This is a genomic window from Brevibacterium otitidis (assembly GCF_042429315.1).
Classification (GTDB): domain Bacteria; phylum Actinomycetota; class Actinomycetes; order Actinomycetales; family Brevibacteriaceae; genus Brevibacterium; species Brevibacterium otitidis.
Genome location: NZ_JBHMAU010000046.1, coordinates 87,144 through 104,376 on the forward strand (window position 1 = coordinate 87,144; position 17,233 = coordinate 104,376).

At 62.7% G+C, this 17,233-nt stretch carries 28 protein-coding genes and 1 tRNA gene; 2 read left to right on the forward strand and 27 right to left on the reverse strand.

From position 1 onward, the window contains the following. Positions 1-68: 68 nt before the first annotated feature. The 6 genes from ACFFN1_RS06870 to ACFFN1_RS06895 form a co-directional block, all read right to left on the reverse strand. Entirely contained in the window at positions 69-860 is a 792-nt protein-coding gene (locus ACFFN1_RS06870; RefSeq protein ID WP_376839822.1) for a VG15 protein, read from the reverse strand. Then, positions 844-2,262, reverse strand: a complete 1,419-nt coding sequence (locus ACFFN1_RS06875) for a hypothetical protein (protein ID WP_376839823.1) — start codon at positions 2,260-2,262, stop codon at positions 844-846. The genes ACFFN1_RS06870 and ACFFN1_RS06875 overlap by 17 nt, the downstream gene beginning before the upstream one ends. 2 nt (positions 2,263-2,264) lie before the next feature. Continuing rightward, positions 2,265-3,941: a terminase large subunit domain-containing protein gene (locus ACFFN1_RS06880; RefSeq protein WP_376839826.1), complete on the reverse strand. Its 1,677-nt coding sequence runs from the start codon at positions 3,939-3,941 to the stop codon at positions 2,265-2,267. 19 nt (positions 3,942-3,960) lie between these two features. Continuing rightward, on the reverse strand, positions 3,961-4,401 hold the full coding sequence (locus ACFFN1_RS06885) for a phage terminase small subunit (RefSeq protein ID WP_446680472.1): 441 nt from the start codon (positions 4,399-4,401) through the stop codon (positions 3,961-3,963). Between the two features lie 298 nt (positions 4,402-4,699). Next, a complete protein-coding gene (locus tag ACFFN1_RS06890) occupies positions 4,700-5,278 on the reverse strand; it encodes a hypothetical protein (RefSeq protein WP_376839830.1) in 579 nt (192 codons plus the stop codon). Next, positions 5,268-5,891: an adenine nucleotide alpha hydrolase family protein gene (locus ACFFN1_RS06895; RefSeq protein WP_376839832.1), complete on the reverse strand. Its 624-nt coding sequence runs from the start codon at positions 5,889-5,891 to the stop codon at positions 5,268-5,270. The genes ACFFN1_RS06890 and ACFFN1_RS06895 overlap by 11 nt, the downstream gene beginning before the upstream one ends. Positions 5,892-6,015: 124 nt before the next feature. On the opposite strand from ACFFN1_RS06895, the gene ACFFN1_RS06900 reads away from it, so the two are divergent. Next, a complete protein-coding gene (locus ACFFN1_RS06900; RefSeq protein WP_376839834.1) occupies positions 6,016-6,228 on the forward strand; it encodes a hypothetical protein in 213 nt (70 codons plus the stop codon). 591 nt (positions 6,229-6,819) lie between these two features. Here ACFFN1_RS06900 and ACFFN1_RS06905 read toward each other — a convergent pair. The 6 genes from ACFFN1_RS06905 to ACFFN1_RS06930 form a co-directional block, all read right to left on the reverse strand. Then, complete coding sequence (locus tag ACFFN1_RS06905; protein ID WP_376839836.1) at positions 6,820-7,017, reverse strand: hypothetical protein; 198 nt, start codon at positions 7,015-7,017, stop codon at positions 6,820-6,822. A gap of 17 nt (positions 7,018-7,034) precedes the next feature. Continuing rightward, a tRNA-Leu gene (locus ACFFN1_RS06910) sits at positions 7,035-7,111 on the reverse strand. A 133-nt stretch (positions 7,112-7,244) separates the two neighbouring features. Continuing rightward, positions 7,245-7,457 carry a hypothetical protein gene (locus tag ACFFN1_RS06915; RefSeq protein WP_376839837.1) on the reverse strand — a complete coding sequence of 71 codons (213 nt, stop codon included), beginning with the start codon at positions 7,455-7,457 and terminating at the stop codon, positions 7,245-7,247. After that, a complete protein-coding gene (locus ACFFN1_RS06920) occupies positions 7,454-8,077 on the reverse strand; it encodes a hypothetical protein (protein WP_376839840.1) in 624 nt (207 codons plus the stop codon). The genes ACFFN1_RS06915 and ACFFN1_RS06920 overlap by 4 nt, the downstream gene beginning before the upstream one ends. A 52-nt stretch (positions 8,078-8,129) precedes the next feature. After that, the gene (locus ACFFN1_RS06925) at positions 8,130-8,324 is read right to left on the reverse strand and encodes a hypothetical protein (RefSeq protein WP_376839843.1); all 195 of its coding nucleotides are present in this window, start codon (positions 8,322-8,324) and stop codon (positions 8,130-8,132) included. A 37-nt stretch (positions 8,325-8,361) separates the two neighbouring features. Further along, positions 8,362-8,634: a hypothetical protein gene (locus ACFFN1_RS06930; RefSeq protein WP_376839846.1), complete on the reverse strand. Its 273-nt coding sequence runs from the start codon at positions 8,632-8,634 to the stop codon at positions 8,362-8,364. Here ACFFN1_RS06930 and ACFFN1_RS06935 point away from each other — a divergent pair. After that, positions 8,633-8,806 (forward strand): hypothetical protein, encoded by a 174-nt coding sequence (locus tag ACFFN1_RS06935; RefSeq protein ID WP_376839848.1) that lies wholly within the window; start codon positions 8,633-8,635, stop codon positions 8,804-8,806. The genes ACFFN1_RS06930 and ACFFN1_RS06935 overlap by 2 nt on opposite strands. Positions 8,807-9,005: 199 nt before the next feature. Here the strand turns inward: ACFFN1_RS06935 and ACFFN1_RS06940 are convergent, their stop codons facing one another. The 15 genes from ACFFN1_RS06940 to ACFFN1_RS07010 form a co-directional block, all read right to left on the reverse strand. After that, positions 9,006-9,269 (reverse strand): hypothetical protein, encoded by a 264-nt coding sequence (locus ACFFN1_RS06940; RefSeq protein WP_376839851.1) that lies wholly within the window; start codon positions 9,267-9,269, stop codon positions 9,006-9,008. Next, the gene (locus tag ACFFN1_RS06945) at positions 9,262-9,582 is read right to left on the reverse strand and encodes a hypothetical protein (RefSeq protein ID WP_376839853.1); all 321 of its coding nucleotides are present in this window, start codon (positions 9,580-9,582) and stop codon (positions 9,262-9,264) included. Before ACFFN1_RS06945 ends, ACFFN1_RS06940 begins: the two co-directional genes overlap by 8 nt. After that, complete coding sequence (locus ACFFN1_RS06950) at positions 9,579-9,935, reverse strand: hypothetical protein (RefSeq protein ID WP_376839856.1); 357 nt, start codon at positions 9,933-9,935, stop codon at positions 9,579-9,581. Before ACFFN1_RS06950 ends, ACFFN1_RS06945 begins: the two co-directional genes overlap by 4 nt. A gap of 212 nt (positions 9,936-10,147) precedes the next feature. Further along, positions 10,148-10,492: a hypothetical protein gene (locus tag ACFFN1_RS06955; RefSeq protein WP_376839857.1), complete on the reverse strand. Its 345-nt coding sequence runs from the start codon at positions 10,490-10,492 to the stop codon at positions 10,148-10,150. Positions 10,493-10,668: 176 nt separating this feature from the next. Continuing rightward, complete coding sequence (locus ACFFN1_RS06960) at positions 10,669-11,154, reverse strand: hypothetical protein (protein ID WP_376839860.1); 486 nt, start codon at positions 11,152-11,154, stop codon at positions 10,669-10,671. Continuing rightward, positions 11,147-11,392: a hypothetical protein gene (locus tag ACFFN1_RS06965; RefSeq protein WP_376839862.1), complete on the reverse strand. Its 246-nt coding sequence runs from the start codon at positions 11,390-11,392 to the stop codon at positions 11,147-11,149. The genes ACFFN1_RS06960 and ACFFN1_RS06965 overlap by 8 nt, the downstream gene beginning before the upstream one ends. Then, positions 11,389-11,520, reverse strand: a complete 132-nt coding sequence (locus ACFFN1_RS06970; protein ID WP_376839865.1) for a hypothetical protein — start codon at positions 11,518-11,520, stop codon at positions 11,389-11,391. Before ACFFN1_RS06970 ends, ACFFN1_RS06965 begins: the two co-directional genes overlap by 4 nt. Positions 11,521-11,726: 206 nt before the next feature. After that, positions 11,727-12,137, reverse strand: coding sequence for a hypothetical protein (locus ACFFN1_RS06975; protein ID WP_376839867.1), 411 nt, complete (start codon positions 12,135-12,137; stop codon positions 11,727-11,729). Then, the gene (locus ACFFN1_RS06980; protein WP_376839869.1) at positions 12,134-13,000 is read right to left on the reverse strand and encodes a phage replication protein O; all 867 of its coding nucleotides are present in this window, start codon (positions 12,998-13,000) and stop codon (positions 12,134-12,136) included. Before ACFFN1_RS06980 ends, ACFFN1_RS06975 begins: the two co-directional genes overlap by 4 nt. Before the next feature lie 15 nt (positions 13,001-13,015). Next, the gene (locus tag ACFFN1_RS06985) at positions 13,016-13,984 is read right to left on the reverse strand and encodes a phosphoadenosine phosphosulfate reductase domain-containing protein (RefSeq protein WP_376839872.1); all 969 of its coding nucleotides are present in this window, start codon (positions 13,982-13,984) and stop codon (positions 13,016-13,018) included. Next, positions 13,978-14,769, reverse strand: coding sequence for a DNA adenine methylase (locus ACFFN1_RS06990; protein WP_376839874.1), 792 nt, complete (start codon positions 14,767-14,769; stop codon positions 13,978-13,980). Before ACFFN1_RS06990 ends, ACFFN1_RS06985 begins: the two co-directional genes overlap by 7 nt. After that, complete coding sequence (locus ACFFN1_RS06995; RefSeq protein ID WP_376839876.1) at positions 14,766-15,347, reverse strand: Csf3-related protein; 582 nt, start codon at positions 15,345-15,347, stop codon at positions 14,766-14,768. Before ACFFN1_RS06995 ends, ACFFN1_RS06990 begins: the two co-directional genes overlap by 4 nt. Continuing rightward, the gene (locus ACFFN1_RS07000; protein WP_376839879.1) at positions 15,344-16,183 is read right to left on the reverse strand and encodes a hypothetical protein; all 840 of its coding nucleotides are present in this window, start codon (positions 16,181-16,183) and stop codon (positions 15,344-15,346) included. Before ACFFN1_RS07000 ends, ACFFN1_RS06995 begins: the two co-directional genes overlap by 4 nt. Then, a complete protein-coding gene (locus ACFFN1_RS07005; protein ID WP_376839881.1) occupies positions 16,180-16,524 on the reverse strand; it encodes a hypothetical protein in 345 nt (114 codons plus the stop codon). The genes ACFFN1_RS07000 and ACFFN1_RS07005 overlap by 4 nt, the downstream gene beginning before the upstream one ends. Further along, on the reverse strand, positions 16,521-16,889 hold the full coding sequence (locus ACFFN1_RS07010; RefSeq protein ID WP_376839883.1) for a hypothetical protein: 369 nt from the start codon (positions 16,887-16,889) through the stop codon (positions 16,521-16,523). The genes ACFFN1_RS07005 and ACFFN1_RS07010 overlap by 4 nt, the downstream gene beginning before the upstream one ends. Positions 16,890-17,233 lie beyond the last annotated feature (344 nt).

The following is a 17,233-nucleotide window of genomic DNA, read 5'->3' on the forward strand; positions in this document are numbered from 1 at the left end:
TTTCTGCCCGTCGGCACCGCCCATTGATCCGCTGGACGTTAGCGGCCCGAACCTGGTGGTTCGGAAGTTCAGTTGGCACCGAGGATGCGGCGCATGTTGGCGATGGTGCGCTTGTTGAGGTCCACTTCCTCGCCCGTGGTCCTGTCGAACCATGCAGATCGGCGCTGGCCCTTCCTGCGGTTTCGGCGCTGTCGCAGCTCGACTTGGTCGCGTGTGGTGTCTCGCGCCTGCTGGTAGGCGGTGTAGAACCGGTCCGCACTCGGGTTGAAATCCCGGACCTGTGCCATCGGGTCAGTGCTGTCAAAGCGCGTCATGACGAGGGCGACACTGCATTTGCACCAGTCGTGATACTTGCTGCCCTCTGGGCGTCTACCCCTCCGGTCGCCCTGAGTGAAAAGCGCAGTCTCCTGCGAGTGGTAGACGTTTGTGGATAGGAGAGCACAGAACGTGCAGCAGCCTGGCTGTGGGACTCGCGCCCACCCAAAGGTGGCGGGATCCTGAGCCTCATTCGCGGCGATGGTGTCGCGGGCGGCGTTGCGCAGATCGCGATCCAGTCCCCCGATGAGTCGTTCAACCGGGTCGCCGTCGGCTTCGGTCAGCAGCGCCCAGCCGACGAGCGCGCCAGCATGCGCCGGCGACATACGGTAGTCCTCAACCGACGGGGTGTGGCCGGTTCCGAAACTGCGGTACTGCTCAGCGCCTAGCTCAGTGGCGGCGTTGCCGTAAGGGCGCATGAACGTCGGCAGAGTGGCCGTGAGCCGGTTCTGCCACTCCCTCGTGTCCGATGTGTAGGTCGCGTCAGCGAGGGCGAGGGTGTCGGAGATGAGGATCGTGGCCAGGTCGTCAATCGGTGTTGCCACGGCGGCCTGCCAACTCGCCTACCCGCTCATAAGTCTGGCGCTTCGCTGCGCCCTCACGGACAGCCTCGGTGAGCTTGCGGACGTCATCTTCCCGCTGGTTCTTCTCCAACTGGTCGATCATCGACTGCGAGTAGCCCATCCGCTCCCACGTCACCCTTCCCGTCGGCGGGAGGATCCCGGCACCAACCTCAGTTGCGACAGCTTGCGAGAGGGTCTGCTGGGTTGGGGTCGAAGGTGACCGGAAGTGCGTCGTGAGAGTTTTCAGATCCGCGGCCATCGTGTCCGTCCACTCACCATGGAGCAGAGCGACACGGTCTTTCGCCAGCTGCGTGCGAGCCATGTCAATGCCGGGAAACTCCGCTTCCGCCGACGACACGAGGTCCTCTTCGGACGCCCACTTCGCTTCCGCTGACTCGGGATTATCTTGGATGATGCCCAGGTAGCCCGGAGGGATCGACGTTTCCCCCGAGAACATCATTGCGATGGTGCGCATATGCGCCGAATGCGGTTCCATCGACATTTGACGGAACTCTCCCACATCGACGCGCTTAGCGTCAGGGTTCTCATCAGGGTCGGGGTCGGGCGCGACGAGCAGCGCACCGATCATCGCCTCCCACGCTGGGATAGGGTTGCCGTCCTCGTCGGTGAACATGTCGTCCGTTGCACCGAGCATGTACCGTTGCGGGGCGGAGTAGAACTCGGCGGAAACTTCCTGACGTAGCAGGGTGCGGACAGCCATGTCGGTGAAACCCATCACCGGGCGGGTGATCCTGGACTGCCCAAACGGACGTTTCAACGTCGCCCCATGGATGTAAGGGACGCAGAAAACTCTCCCAGGAACAGTCGGATAATCATCGACGGCGACCCACTTCCCCAGCTGAGACGCACACAAGGTCACCATGCCGGGAGTGTGGAGCAGCCAGCGGGTGTTCGACACCATCTCCAACGCTGCGACTGTCTGCCCTGTGCGCGGATCTAGCTTCGCCGTCGCCTGTTCCGCGTCTTTCACGACAGTGACGACATCCGGTTCACCAGCCACGCCACGGGACTGAAACACAAACGCGACAGAATGCTGGACAGCAGCATCGATTGCTTGGCGCTCCAACCACTGCATGCGGGCGGCAGCGAACTCTTCCCGGATCTCATCCAGCAGCTCACTCGGGTGGGAGAGCGTGAAACCCTCGGGTTTGATCCGCCGGGACTTCGTCGTGCACGCCTTCGCCGGCCAACCGATCACAGTCTCGAAATCCCGTAACTGCGGTGGCACCGAAATGCCGAAGCTGTCGAGCCGCTTCTTGCCCTCAAAGTATTTTGTGCGTAACTGGTTTCGGCGTCGCTTCATCACGATGAGGCTGTGCATCTCCGAGATGAGTCCCCATTCCTGGGCGGTGAGTTCGCGCACGGTCACCTCCTGACGACAGTGATGCGTTTGCTAGTGGGATTCCGTTTCCGTCCGACACCCTTCGCCACGGCATCGAGACGGGCCGTCCACGCCATGACAGCGGCATAAGCGGCGTCAATTTTGTCTGGGGACTCAGGGAACGACTTGTACAGCAACACACCGGACGTTTTGTGCCGGCGGCGCGCATTAAGGAGGTGACGAACAAACACGCTCGACCCGTCGATCGAACACTCACGGTTGACCACGGCGTCGTGGAACTTCTTCACGTACTCCGCGATCTGGATGCCCTTACCGCGAGGCCACATCGTCATCGGGGCATCTCGTTTAGATTTCACTCGCAGACGGTGACCGTACTTCGCTTCCCACGCGGCAACATTCGACGCCCACCCGGATGGGTCAGCGTAGAGTCCCACAACCCTGTAGTCACGGAACGTGTTATGCAGGACGAGCTCGACTTCATCGACCGGGACCTGCCAGAACGGTTCATCCTTCGTCGGTGTGAAGTTCTTCGGCTGCTCCCAGATGCCGATCTCGAACAAGTGCCCATCGGAGACCCTGCAACCGATAATCGCTGTCGCGTCGGCATGGCCTTTGACGCGACCGCGGGAACCATCGAAACCGAGGACGATCGGTTCAGTGGCATCGACGGTCTTCATCATATCAACAGCGGCTATCACTTCGGGCTTCGACAGCCACGAGTCCGAGGCGTGCGTGATCTGGTTCAGCCAGTCGGCGCGGGAGACCTGCACGTCTTTCGTCGGATCCCACATCGACTGGATGCGAGATTCCAAATCGGCGTGGCCTGGTGGGCACGGCGGTTCATGGATCAGGCATCCGTCGGGGTGCTTAGCGGCATCCCCGTAGGCGATGCGGAGTCCCAAAGTGAGGGATTCACGGTCGGCAAGATCAGTGTCGGCAGGAGCCTCACGGTGGTCGTAGTAGAGGCCAGTCGCTTTCGCTGTCCCCTCCTGGATCTGAGCCCAATACGACGCGGTCCGCTCCGCGACTGAATCCGTTCCGGGCACGAAAGCATTCGGAGTTTCGATGTACGAGCCGCCCATTTTCGCGGCATTCGAGTCCATCGTTTCATGCAGTTTGTGGCCGCCATTGGACGAGAACCAACTCTCAGTCTGGTCAAGCGCGGAGAACACTGTTCTCGCGCCCTTGACGGACGTACCAGACGATGTGATGAACCGCATCCACCCTCTCGGGAGGTTGACGAACGACGACATCGGCTCCAGCCCAGGATAGTTATCCACGACCGGGCCTTCGAGCATTTCCAGAAGCGCCGACCATGTGTTGCGCGTCTGGTCCTCAGATACGGCGGCGACCTGCACGAGTGGCGTGACGATGGAAGCCCATGGCTTGCCGACAGGCTGCCCGTTCGCGTCCCAGCCGTCGAAGACAACATTCCCGAGCGCTTCAGCGGCCATGATCGCCCCGACGATAGGACTTTTCCCCCACCCGCGAGGGCGGGAGAGGACACCACGGCGGATTTTGCGCCGCCCGGTCGCCGGGTCGATCTCGTAGAACCGGAGGATGAAGTCTTCCTGCTCCGCATACGGGATCAGCGGCTCATATTCGAGCCGGTCAGGTGCGGCGAGATTCTCGGTGATCCAGTCAATGACTGACCAGCCGAGTGTGGGGAAGTCACCCTCATGCTGAGGTTTCCACGGCATCCGCAGTCACCCCTTCGGTTTATCCAGTTTTCGGCGTCTTTAGTACACGCAGGTTCCCGCGACGCTCACGTGCCGACTCGACCCTCGGCCTCTTCGCATCAGCCTCGTCAGCCTCAGCGAACTGCATACGCAGACGGGCGCGGTCCTCGGGGGTCGCGCCGAACTTCGCGACCCGGATCCGCAACTCGGATAGCACGGTCGTATCGCCGTTACCCCACAGGTTCGCGTGGAGGATCGCCGTGTCAAGGAGGAACGACCAGTCCGTTGAACCAAAGTGCTCAGCTTGGGGGGAGTCACGCCACATCTCCCACCATTCGACGGTCTCTTCCGGCCACGGCAGAGAGTCCGGGAGGTCCGGCTGCTCTGCCTCCTCGAACCGGAGGACCGTCGGTGGAGTAGGGTCAGCGTTCTTCCGCACTCGCCGATGCGCCGGCTTCGGCGCTGGCCCCATTCCAGCCATGATCCCTCCTAGCTACCAGAGGTGCGGCCACCAGATGCAGAAGCGCGAGATCGATTGCCCACAAGGTTCGCGAACGCTTCAGCGCTGGCAATACCGGAGTCGATGTACTGACGCAGTGAACGTTTCACGATCCACTCACTCGCGATCCGGACGCAGACACACGGGATCGCTGTCCTGGTGCCTGTAAGACGTTGTATCTGGCGTTGGTTGCACGGCGCGTTGCTGCACGGTTCATGATGATTCCTTTCGGGGACGACGAAGGCCACACCGGAATGGTGTGACCTTCAGATGGTTTCTCTTATTGCGGTAGCTGGCCATCCAGCTCTATCCCTGACACCCGCCTACCCTCACCGGGCAGGAGAGTCAACTCATAATCTGTGACAAACACGTCAGCATCGTCAGCGGTGGAGAAACACAGGCAGAACCACCACTCGGAGTCTGTCGCGGCCTTAAACCGGCGCTTCTCTGCCTTAGCGCGTTCAGTCCAGCCGGTGCCGCCATCATCGAAATCTTCACCGGACTTCTGCGTCTGCCCGATGGAGAAGCTGCCCTTGCGAGGGCGAGTCTGGAACTTCTTCACAGCACGGGCACCATCAAGGTATTTGTCCTCCGGCTGATGATGTCTGCGCTTCAAGAAATCCACGCACTCTGTGCGGGTCGGGAAGACGACACACACCCAATGCGGGGAATCGGATGCCGGCCGGTCAGAGAGATCTTGGCCCTGCAGGGCGGCGAGCAGAGCGCGTAGCTCAGCTATCGAGTCCTGCTGCAGGTCATCGGTGTACTCGACCTCAGCCAGAGGATCAGCGACAGTGAACCCGCGGGACATCGAAAACCCCTGCTCGCTGCTGAATTGCGGTTTCATCTCAAAGGCCATGGCGCACCATCCCCAGATCAGCAAGCGGGAACCAGTCGAGGACTCTCTGGTAGTCCTCCGGGGCGTTTGCCTTCAGAGGCTCCAAGAACCTCGGGTCGATGCCATCGAACGACCGGCCGAACCACCCGTAGTCAACCGGGGTCGGCACGCCCTTGTCAGCCATGCACTCCCGGATCTCCGCGATCGACCAATCCCACACCGGGGAGACCTTCCGGTTCTTCGGCTTCATCACGCCAAACCTCTTGAACGCCATCCGCCGCTGCTGGGAGTCATTCGCTCGTACCCCATCAGCGACCCAGGTGTCAGCATCGAGCCCAGTGTCTTCGCGGATAAGATCCCATGTGAGCTCGTAGCTCGGTTCCACGAGGTTCGCCGCTTCGATCACGGCGAGACGCTCGGGTGGTTGGAACACGGAGTTCCGCAGCCACCGGAAAAGCGACGGGTGCGGGTATTGACGTATCTGCTGCCCGAAGTGGTCTTCGAGCTCAGCGACAGTGCGCTGCACGAAGCCGAGATCCGGGATCAGAAAGAGGTAGGCGAGGCGAGTCTCCACGCCGGCATCGCGCAGCGCATGATTCGCGCATATCGCATCCTTGCCGAGTGAGAACGCCACGAGAACGGGTCGGCCTTCGGCTTTGAGTGCTTTTCTGACCTCCGCGCTTGGCGGCTGGCCTTCAATTGCTGTAGGCATGTCTATATTCTAGACACGCAGGGGGATAATGTAAAGTCTCATAGACATGAGCACTCTTGACGACCTCCGCCAATGGCGACACCTCCACACCCAACGTGATCACCTCATCCTCCAAGCCCGCCGCGAAGGCCACACCTGGGACGAGATCACCGACGCCACCGGACTCAGCCGTGCCGCCGCCCACAACGCCGCCCAGCGCGCCAACGACGGGAAGCCAATCCCCGGCAACCCCCGCTTCAACGCCCCGTATCGCGAATAACCCCAGACCCGCAGACACCCTGAGCGACTATGCCCAGCGGTCTTTCCCGGTTCGGGGGGGAGGGGGTGCCGGGTATTTATATATCCGGTGGAATATATGTGCGAAGGTATATATAGCTTCAATATTTATATAAACCCGGGTGGTGTTCAGTTGGTTTCCGGTTGGTGGCCCTGCGGGTCTCGCGGCTGGTCTTGATCTTGTGGTGGGGGCGGCAGAGCCATTGGAGGTTGGCGAGTGAGTGGTCATCGCCGGCGATGATGTGGTCGCAGTCGGTGCCTGGGTTGGTGCAGCGGTCGCCTTGTTCGGTCCATTCGCATTGGCCTTGGGCGCGGGTTTTGACTTGGCGGCAGAGGGTCTGCCAGTTGGGTGGGAGGCGGTGGCGGCGGGTGCTGGTGGACCAGGGCATTGTCGGTGTCCTCCGGGTAGGGTCTGATGCAAGGAGGTTGATATGAGACCGAAGTGTGACCGGTGCGGTCGGCTGATGCAAAAGGTTCGGGATGGGGAGAGAGTTCTTGGTGTTGATTCCCGAACGCATGAGGCGCTGAACTATCTGTGGAAGTGCTTCCGCTGCGGAATTGAGAAGATCCCGGATCAGTCGATGAGTTGATCTTGGGCTGCGGTGAGCATGCCGGCTTGGGTGACGAAGCCCGTGTGTTCGGTCATGCCGATGGCGAGTGTCTGGCCGGGTTGTTCCAGCTCTTGGGTGACGGCGATGATCATGATGTCGGTGATGATGTCGCCGGGGTTGAGGTCAAGGGTTATGGTGTGGTCTCCGATGTGGATGTCCATGACCTTCCCCTCCTCTGTGGTTCCGCGGGTGGGGTTCGAACTCACACTGTGCGGGGTTTGAGCCCGCTGCCTCTGCCGGTTGGGCTACCGCGGATCGGTGCCTGGGAGTGCCCTGTGTCAGGGGAGTCGGCCTGCGGGCACTCCCAGGTGGCATGAGAAAAGCCCCGCATCGGCAGGGCTGACGTTGCGAGAATTACATGGGTGTAATACATCGCCTAGACGGTAGTCTACTCCTGTGATGCGACATCGGCAATCGCCGGGTTGCGGTGTGCCGCTTCTGCCTCGGCTGCCTCTAGGTCGGGGAGGTTCAGCATGAGTGGCATGCGCCGGGACAGCCGCGCCTCGCGGATGGGGTAGACCTGTTTCCATCGCTCGATAGTGCGGCGGGTGACGTCGAAAATATTGCACGCTTCCTGTGTAGTGACCCATTCCCGGTTCATGCTGTCCTCTTCTTCTTCGCTTTGAGTTCTCGTTCGCGGGAGGCGCGGCGTTCCATGATTTCGATCTCGGAGTGCCACTTGCCGCAGGTCTTGCAGATGAATGTTTCGTCCGTGCCGAAACTGCGGGGTGGATGTTTGAAGACGGTGAGGCGGCGGCAGTTCCCGCATCTGGCCTGCAACCTCTCGGGTAGTGCTTCGGGTGGGTATTTGGCGGTGAGTGTCCGGTAGGAGCGGACGATGTCGGCTTCGATCTCCCGGATCATGAAGTCGTCTTTGACCATGTGGAGTTGGTGGGCGATGAACCGGCAGAGTGTGCGGGTCTTGACGAACGCAGTCTCCGGGGGTGTGTCGGCGGGGAAGCCTTGCGGCCTGTCGTTGACGCGCCTGATGCCGGTGTCTGGAGGTCTGGTGTCGAGTGCTTCTGCGATGGCTTCGCAGTGTTCGGTGAGGGCGGCGTAGGTGTTGTCGGCGTCGTGTGTGGGGCCGATGGCGATGGGTGGTGTTGAGCCACGGAATCTTGTTGGGCGGTCTGATGGCGTTTTGCCGGGTTCGATGTAGGAGCGGAGTTCGCCGACAATGTCGGGGAGGTGTTTGAGCGCTGCTCTGTACGTGTCGTTCATGGTGTCCTTTCCTGCCCCGGCCTGTGGTGGGCCGGGGCATGAAAAAGGCCCCTTATGCGGGGCCTAGTGTGGTCTTCCGGCTGTGGTGGACGATGATGTGGTGGCCGGCGAGTTCGAGTCTGACCGCCCGGTCGGGGCTGTGGTGGATGCCGGTGAGTGTGCCGGTGCGTGGTTTGCCAGGTAGGTGGATGGTGATGTGCTGTCCGACGTCTTCTCGGTCGAGGAAACCAGCGGTGGTGGTGGTCATTGGTAGTGCCACTCTTCGCGCCCGGGCTGCAGGGTTCTCATGTTGAGTCTCCTAGCAGGGTGGTGAGAACGGTGCGGGCGTCATTCCTCGCGTCATCACGCTCACCCGCCCCGGCGTACCGCCGCGCCTCGTCGGGGGTGCATCCGCGATATTTGCGCAGCAGGATCGCCATCGCTGCACGCTCGATCACGTCGTCGGTGAGGAGCTGCTCTCGCTGCCAGGCGGCCATCATGCGGCCTGTGGCACACATGGTGGCGGGCCATTCGAGGTCACGCATGAACGCTGTCGCTCGCTCATCCCAAGTCGTCATGATCGTCTCCTTCCAGCCCGAGGGCATCGATGATCGCGCGTCGCGCATGATGCAGGAGCTCGCAGTCTGGACAGTCCTCATCGGGCTCATGCGGGTCTGGTGGTGCCCACCTGTCGAGTACGCCAAGGACATCACGGAGTGCGGCGACGGCCTGCGGGAGCCGTGTGCGTGACTCGGCGATGAACTCGGCGTCGGGCTTGTCGACAAACGCGATGCCATTGATCAGTTCCCTGGTTCGCGCCAGGACGGAGTAAACCACTCGGCGCGAGTCGTCCGGGTCCGGGAGCCCACAATCAGTCGCAGCCTCCCACGGCCCTGGGTGCGCCCTGTCTGCGAGCTGCTGGGACTCGTCCAGCCACCTCGTGATCCGGTCAGTCATTGTGCCTCACCTCCCACGGACTCACGGCCCGCCGAACGATGCGCGGGTTCCGGTAGAGATGCGGGGGGCCACCGCAGAAGTTGCGCCAGCGCTGGCGTGCATCCTCGAACGACTCCATCCCTCCGTAGACGAGTGGAGTCCAGGCGTCCTTGCCACGCCTGCCGTCGTTCCGCTCGACATAGACTCCCCACTCCCAGGGCGACTCGTCCCATTCCTCCAGGCCGAGCCTGATCTGCACTGCTTCTGACTCACTCATTGCATTCCTCCCATTCGCTTGCGGGGGCGATCCGCGAGACGATCAGCGCGTCAGCGATAGGCGTGTCCCGGCGTGCGGTATCTGCCTGCTCCGCCGACCCGAAGCGCGCGCTGGAGATGATCGTGTACCGCTGCCGCCCGTCCATGTTTGGCATTGAGGCAGGGCGTGCCAGCGCGTACTCGCGCGTGCCCATCATTCGTTGATAGTCCTCGATCACGCGGATCGCTTCGCACAGCGTGTCAGCCTGGTAATGCTGTTCTTTGCTGCGCAGCTTGTCCCGAAAGCCACCCAGCTTTTCCACTAGGTCTGTCATGACATGTCCTCTCGCCATGTGCTGACGCGAACACGGAACCCTCCGGGGCAACCCTGCCAGCGTGCCAGCACGGCCACGCTCCCGTCATCGAGGGCTTCGACTTCGTGGACGTCGAGACCGTCCTCCTCACCAAGGAGCAGGAGCGCGACCCTGCTGGCCACCTCGTCGCGGGTTGGCGGCTCCCACTTGCAGGGTTCGACGTCGTTTGGTGAGCCGATGCCGAACGGGCCGTGTCGATTCCATCCCTCCATGTTCCACTCGTCTTCGGCTGGGTCAGGGTTGATTTCCGTGACGGTGAACACTTCGCCAGTCGGTTTGAAGCGGGCCTTGCCACCTACCTTGAACTCAGTCATCGTTCTCCCCTCTCTTGCAGGTACTGGGTGCCCGGTACCTGTGCGTCGGGCACAGATGTTGATACCCGTAAGGGCCGCCCGGTTCGACGGAAATCCACCATCCGGCAACCTCAGCTTGCCTCTCCGTGGCGGCGGTCGTCTCGGCGTGGAACACTGACCCGGCCCAGAATGTCTGATGACACGCCCGCACGTCGCATATCAGCCGGTCGGAACTACCTCGCATCACACTCATCGGTCACCCCTCCTGTCCCGTCGAGGTTCCAGCTGGTGCCGCACCCCTGACAGACCAGCCCTTCGTCCTCCTGCTCGATGTCACCGATACCGTCATCGCAGACCGAGCAGCAGGCCGTCGGCTCCCAGTCCACCGCAATGTCCAGTGCCCTGTCCGGGCGGTGCTGGGCGATGTGGTCTGGCATCCACGACTCACACGAGTGCGCCCTATCAGGCCGGGCTGCCGCAGACTCGGTGTGACCGCACGCGGAGCATTCGACCTTGATCACGCTCATCCCGTTCTCGGGGTGATCGGTGATGGTGACGATCTCGCGGGCCTCACTCATCGTCTTGCTCCTCTGCTCGCCCCATTGGTCTGCCATGCTCATCCCAGATGTGAGCACAGTCCGGGCACCGGTAGACGAGCCGGTCACCGACGACCTGATCGCCCTCATAGTGGGCTGGGTCTAGAGTCAGGCTGGCGGTGCCGTCACAGTCGCTAATGGTGCACGGATATGAGCGCTCACTCATTGTCGGTCACCACTTTCACGCCGTGCTTGTGCAGGAACTCAGCCAGCTCTTTTGGCTGGAAGTGGTCATGCCAGCCATGCAGGACAGCGGTAAGGTCGGCCACCGGGTCAGGCTCCGGTGCGCGGTAGATGATCCGCTCACCCCGATTAAGAAGGGTCTCACCATTGACCACAGCAGTGGCGAGACCCCCATTGGACATTTCCCATGCGATGGTGTCGCCCTTGCGGGTCTTGCCCGTTTCGCCGTGCTCCCAGGCCCGCTTCAGCGCCTCCGGGCTGTACGGCTCGGCATAGACAGGGATGCAGCTCTCCGTAGCCATGTCCTCGCTGGTGCGCCAGGCTCCATGCCCGTTCTTCCAGGGGAAGTCATCATCGGCGTAGAAGCGCACCCAGCGCCGGGCGAGCGGGTGAGCCTCACTCGGGTCGATTGCGAACTCCGCCTCCGCGAAATCCTCGGCGGTGTACGTGTACTCACTCATTGGCTTGTCCTTTCAGGTGCTCTGCGACCTCGACCAGCAGCTCGGAGAGGGTCGGGGCGGGGCGTTCGATCAGCTCGACTGTCCAGCCAGCGTTCTCGAACGTCCCCAGCGTGTGCAGGTTGACTTCTGGACTCTCGCTGATGCCCTCCGTGACCGTCCGCACTTCGACCCGATATCCGGGCTTGTCTGGCTCACCCTTCATGATCCGCACGATGTCACCGATCTTGAACTCGGTCATGGTGTTTCCTTCCCTGCCCGCAGCTGACGGCGGAGTGCCTCACGGTGTCGTCGCCGGTCGTGTCGCCGGTCGAGTATCCACGCCCACGCACGGGCGGGGGCGGCGATGATCTGGTCAAGAATCCACATTGTTGGTTCCTCCTTGCGTTGAGTGTTTCGTGGGTGTCGGGACAAGTCCCAAACATTTGTTCTGTGAGGTCGTTGGTGCGGTGTGCGGGTGCGTGAGGTTCGGTTCGCAGGATCGTTTCTGGCGGCCTAGTTTTTCTTCTGCGGGTAGGAACGTGGTTTTTGTGTTCTGGGAGCTTCTGGGCGGGTTTTGCGCGTGCGGGTGGGTGTTATGCCGCGCCGAGCTGTCCTTGGCTGATCCAGTCAGCGAGTGGCTGCCCTGACGTGTGATAGCGGCGGTAGTCGTCTGCCGTGACGTGTCCGTCTGCGATGAGCTGTATGAGCCGGCGTCGAGTCTCGACGTAGGTGGTGGGGTCGTCAGCGTCGGCGCGGTTGGGTTCGACGGTCTCCCGTACAGCTAGGAGGCGGTCCTTCCGGAGCTGTTTGACGTGGCGGATGATGTGGGCTGGCATGAGCCATTCGGTGGAGGTCTGGAAGTGGTGGACGACGGCGGCGCGGCAGTCTGCGTATGGGTATTGGCCGAGGATGTCGAGCCATGCGGCTGGCATCTGTTGGGTGAGTTTCCGGCCGTCGGTGGAGGCGATGAGGTTGAGGAGGTCGGCGACTTGTGCACGGTTCATGATGTGAGCTCCTGGTATGGGGGCGGGTCGTCGTTGACGAATTGGTGGAGGATGGCGAGGTTGTTGTCTTCTTTCTGGCTGCGGTGGCTGGTGCGGGATTTCGCGACAAGCTGTGCGAACTTCTCGCGGAGCTTGGCCGCGGAGAGGATGTTGGCTTGCCAGAAGTTGTCTTGTTGGCACCATCGGATGATCCAGGCGATTTGGTCGTGGGTGTAGCCGTCTCGGTCGAGGAGTAGTCGCATGGCGTCGTGGTTGGTTTTGTTGCGTTTGGGTGGTCTGTTGCCGTTGGCTGCGATCTCGTGGTCGAGGAGGTCGAGGAGGTCTTCGATGTCGGGACGGGGCTGCTGGTCCGGGTCGCTTGCGACCTCGGACGAGAAGATCTGTTCCCCTGTTCCTCTGTTCCTCTGTTCCCCTGTTCCAGCGCCCGATTCCCGTCGAGGGTTCGGCGGGTTCTCGGCGGGTTCCTCCGAGTGTCCGCCGAGTGGCGGTCTGACCTGGGGTTTTACTGTCGGGTCGTATGGTTCACCATCTTCTGGAGCGGGCCAGCGTGAACTAGACCGTTTGTCGATCTTCTGGTGTTTTTCCCATGACGGGATGGAGTAGTACGACCTCCCATCGACTCTGTAGAAATTCACGCCGAACACTCGGCGGACTTCGCCGAGTCCTCGGCGGAACTCTCCGAGGGTCATGTCTTCATCTCTGGGGAATGCGAATCCCATGAGTTCACGAGCCTCGGCTTTCCCGCGCCCGGTGTCGTCGGCCCAGTTCCACATGGCGATGTAGAGCAGCCGCCACATGGGGTCGATGGTTTCGATGCCGGGCGAGTCCCAGAACTCGGGTTTCACCGTGCGGATCCGCGCCATGTCATATCGGTCCTTTCAGAAAAGTGGTCGGTCGGGATTTGAGACCGACCAGGTTGGTCGTGGCGGCCATTCGATGGTGCGGTACCAGCGGGTCGCGTAGTTCATGCGCCGTATCACGACGCCCCGGGTTGCGGTGAGGATGTCTTCTATCTCTGTGGCCGGGTATCCACTGCTGGCTGACAGAGTTTCGGTGGTGGTGGCATCCTGGCGCTGCTCGGGCAGTAACGGCATGACAGCTTCACGCAGACGCGCCGCCCGGATGATGTCGCCGTAGTAGTGCTTCTCCCAGTCGGCGCGACCTTTCCCGGCGTTGCGAACTCCGCCGAGGGAGTGGACGCGCAGCCAACGCCGGTCGAGTGCCCCTCCGTAGCTCATCCCGTAGGCGGGGTGGACTGGCAGGTCTCGGGCGTGCAGGTACGCGAACACGTCGGTCGCTTCCCACCTGCCGATAGGCCGGCAGGTGTCTCGTGTGGCGTCTCCGAACCGGCGCAGCACCATGTTGCGGATGCGGGACTCTTCAGCCCGGATCCCGGTGATGCGGCGCGGCCCGTACCGTCGCTCGGTGAGTTTCCAGCCGATATCGACGTCAGCTTTCGTCCGTTCGACGATCTCATGTTCTTGCGCCCATGACCGGTTCGGGAACGGCGGCAGGGTCAGTTCGTCGTAGCGGAGACGCGGATGCTTGGCGAGCACGGCGTCACGGACGTCGTCAGTGCCGTCCATTTCCTGCCCGTCGACGCGGACGGACACGACTGGGATGTCAGCTCCGGTCTGTGCGACGAGATCGACCAGGACGGTGGAGTCCTTCCCCCAGGAAGTCGACACGTAGCAGGGGCCGTCTTGCAGGAACCCGGCGATCACCTGCATGGCGTGTTCGATGAGCGGTTCGAGGTGCCCGGTCGCGGCGATCGCTTCGTCGTAGGCTTCGAGACGTTCCCACGCGGCGAGGTCTCGTGGCGTGTGCCGGTGGCTGTGGATCAGCATGGTTTCACCCACACGACCTCGGTGCGGGGGCTCGACGTGACGCCGAGACCGCGGGCGGACGCCTTGAACTCATGCCGCTGCCAACCTGCCAGCCGGTCATCATACAGGGGTGACGGATACCCAGAGATGACGACTTTCGCGGTGCATGAGGTGACCCGGTCGAGCAGATCTAGATGGTCCTGCTCAGTCATGTCCGTCGGATACTGTGCCCCGGATCGGGTTTCGGGCAGGTATGGCGGGTCGAGGTAGAGGCACACATCCTTGGCGCGGGCATACCGGTCCAGCATCTCGACGGCAGGCCGGTTCTCGATGGTGACGTCGGCGAGCCGGTCAGCAACAGGCTGGATGCGGTCACGGAACCGGCCGAGCTGTGCCGGCAGGCTGACACTCTTCGGCGTGTAGGTGACGTAGGTGCCCCACATGCCGCCGTGCCGGGTGGTGCGGGAGATGCCCTGCCACAGGACGGTGATGGTGCGGCGGGCCTGCTCGACCCGATCGTCCGTGGAGGGGTAGTCGCGCAGGCACCGATAGTATTCCTCGGGGCCGTGCGGGGTCATCGCGAGCGCGTCGGCGAGTTCACGCGGCTGGTCACGGATCACCCACCACAGGTTGTGGATGTTGCTGTCCATGTCGTTGACCGTCTCGGCGAGGGACCTCGGCTTGGCGAGCAGCACGGCAAGCGACCCAGCGTATGGCTCCACATAGTGGGTATGGTCTGGGAGCAGAGCGATGATCTTCGGCGCGAGCCGTGACTTCGACCCGAGGTAGGGGAACGGTGGTTTCATGCCGCGGCCCTCCCGACTGGATGCCAGTATGGTGGGCGGGTGCGCTGCCCCGGCTTGAACCCGCGGTCCTGCCATGCGGCCGGGTCGGTGGACGGTGACACCTGCCAGTCGGTGACGTGCCCGAACCCGATAGAGACGTGCTTCCCGATGCCGTGCACGCGGGTGAGCAGGCACACCAGCTGGTCGACGTCCGTGGCGATCGCATGCCATCGCATCTCGTGTATCCAGGCTGCTTCACGACGGATGTCACGGGCTTTGTGCGGGCCGAGCCCGAGGTGATGGTTCTTGAAGTCGCCGTAACGGGCCATCGCTTCGACGGCGGGTTTCCGACGGATCTCCACGGTCGTGTAGCCGGCGATCCGGTAGTGCGCCTGCGACACCTTCCACCCCCACCCTGTCGTGTCCTCCCACCGTTCGAGGGGCAGCGGGATCTCTGGGTCGGTGTCGAGGCGCAGGAGCGGCAGATCACCAGTCAGGGCGCGGGCGTACGCGAGGATGCTGTCGAGCATGATGGGCCACCGGCCCGCCTCGATCACTGGGCTGTCGAGGCGGGCGGTCACCGTGACTGGGTGTGTCATGACCCGAGCTCCATCATCAGCGCGACGATGTCGTCCCGGTGTTCACGCAAATGGGTCTCCCATTCGAGGACGGCGGCGTCGTTGACGGGCCAGCCGTTGACGATCCCGGTCCCGAAGCCGACAGCGTTCTTCGCCGCCAGCCCGACTTCGCCGTTCGGGGCGGCGAGGGTGAGCGCCGCCTGCAGGACGGTGGCCTGTGCGTCGCTGGCACCGTGCCGCAACCGGATCTGACCCCACATCAGGGACCCCGGTTTCAGGACCTGCATGTCGTAGATCATCTGCGTCGTTCCCGTCGCGGCGGCGACGGTGTCGAGGAACTGGTCGACGGCAGTTCCGGCAGTGTCGTGACGGGTGCCGAACTCCTCACCGCGGAACCGTGCGGCCGGCACCTCGGCAAAGCTGTGGTCGCCGGGATACCGCCACGCGTTCTCAGCGCAGACCAGAGCGAGGTGAGACACTTCGAGAGTGCCAGCGGTGATGTCTGCCTTGGCGGCGTAACCGAGGAGGGACAGCATCGGGAACAGGTCGTCAACCCGCCGGTACAGGTCGAGGTCGATGACCGCGTCAGTCGATGAGACCGCGCCACCAGACCAGAGCAGGTCGATGACTGGTTTTGGCAGCGACTGCTCTTCGATGCTGAGGTGTTTCGCGGCATGCCAGGCGAGTGTTGACCGGAGCATGTGGCGGATGCTGTTCCCGGACACGAACGGCACCTGAGCCTGTCTGCCGTCGGGGAGGATCACGTCTTCGGTGCGGAGCAGGCTGGTGTTCCCGGACGTGCCAGCGCCGTGGTGCAGGGGGCTGGCGAGGGTGATTTCGTAGTCGATGCGTGTCATTTCTTGGTCTCCTTGCGGGTCTTGCGGGTGATCTTGGTGAGGGCGATGAGGTAGGGGGCTTCAGCAGCGACGATCTGCTGCCAGTCCCCAAGTCGCGGCCCGATGGTGTCTTCGAGGGCGACGAGCTGTTCGGAGGATTTCGTGAGCAGCGTGTCGATCTGCAGTTTCCGGCAGGCGATGGTGACGGCTTCGCCGTAGGTGGCGGAGGTGGCCGCGGTTTCGAGTGCAGCGGTCGCGCGGGGCCACCAGTTGGTGACGCCGATGACGTCGACGTGGGCGGAGTCGAGGATCGCGGACAGCCATGCGACTGTCGCTGTCCGCAGGTTGGGTGTGCTTGTCATGTGAGGTGCTCCTTTGTGAGGCACCAGGCCGCGAGGTCGAGGACTGGCGCGTTGGTGAGGGTGCTGATCTGCTGGTGCAGGTCAGCCCAGGTCGTGAGGTCGGTGTCGGTTTTGATCGCGGAGAGGGTCGGCCGGCCGGCGGTGATGTCGTCTGGCCGGTGTCCGGCTTTGCGGAGTGTCCGCACGGTGTCGAACACGGTCTGGAAAGCGGCCGGGGTGGAGGTGACGTTGACGGTTTCCATCCGGACTGTCCACTCGCGGTCGCCGTGGTTGACGTGCGCGTATGGGAGGACGTGTTTCTGGCCGCTCGTCGCGACGGACACGATCCACGGCCCGGCAGGCGGGTGGGTGAGCATGTCGATCACGGGCGTCGTGTGTCCTCGGGTGGTCGCGCACAGTCCGGGTGTGTCCCCGAGCCACGGGCGTGCTTTCTCTGCATGCGCGGGGAGGGTACTGTCGGGGGCGCAGACGATCGTCCAGGCGCGTAGCGTCTCTTTCCCTTTCCCGGAGCACGCCCACAGGCAGGCATGGCAGACACGACTGCCATGCCCATGAAAAAGTGACCGGTCGGTGAAGTTCTTCCCGAGTGCCTTATCGACATCAGCGGTCTGTTCGGCGGGCATGTTGCAGACGGCGCACACGCCGAGATGGTCACGCATCAGCTGCGCGGCCTTTGGTATCAGCTCTGGCCTACCTGCGGTCTCCCATA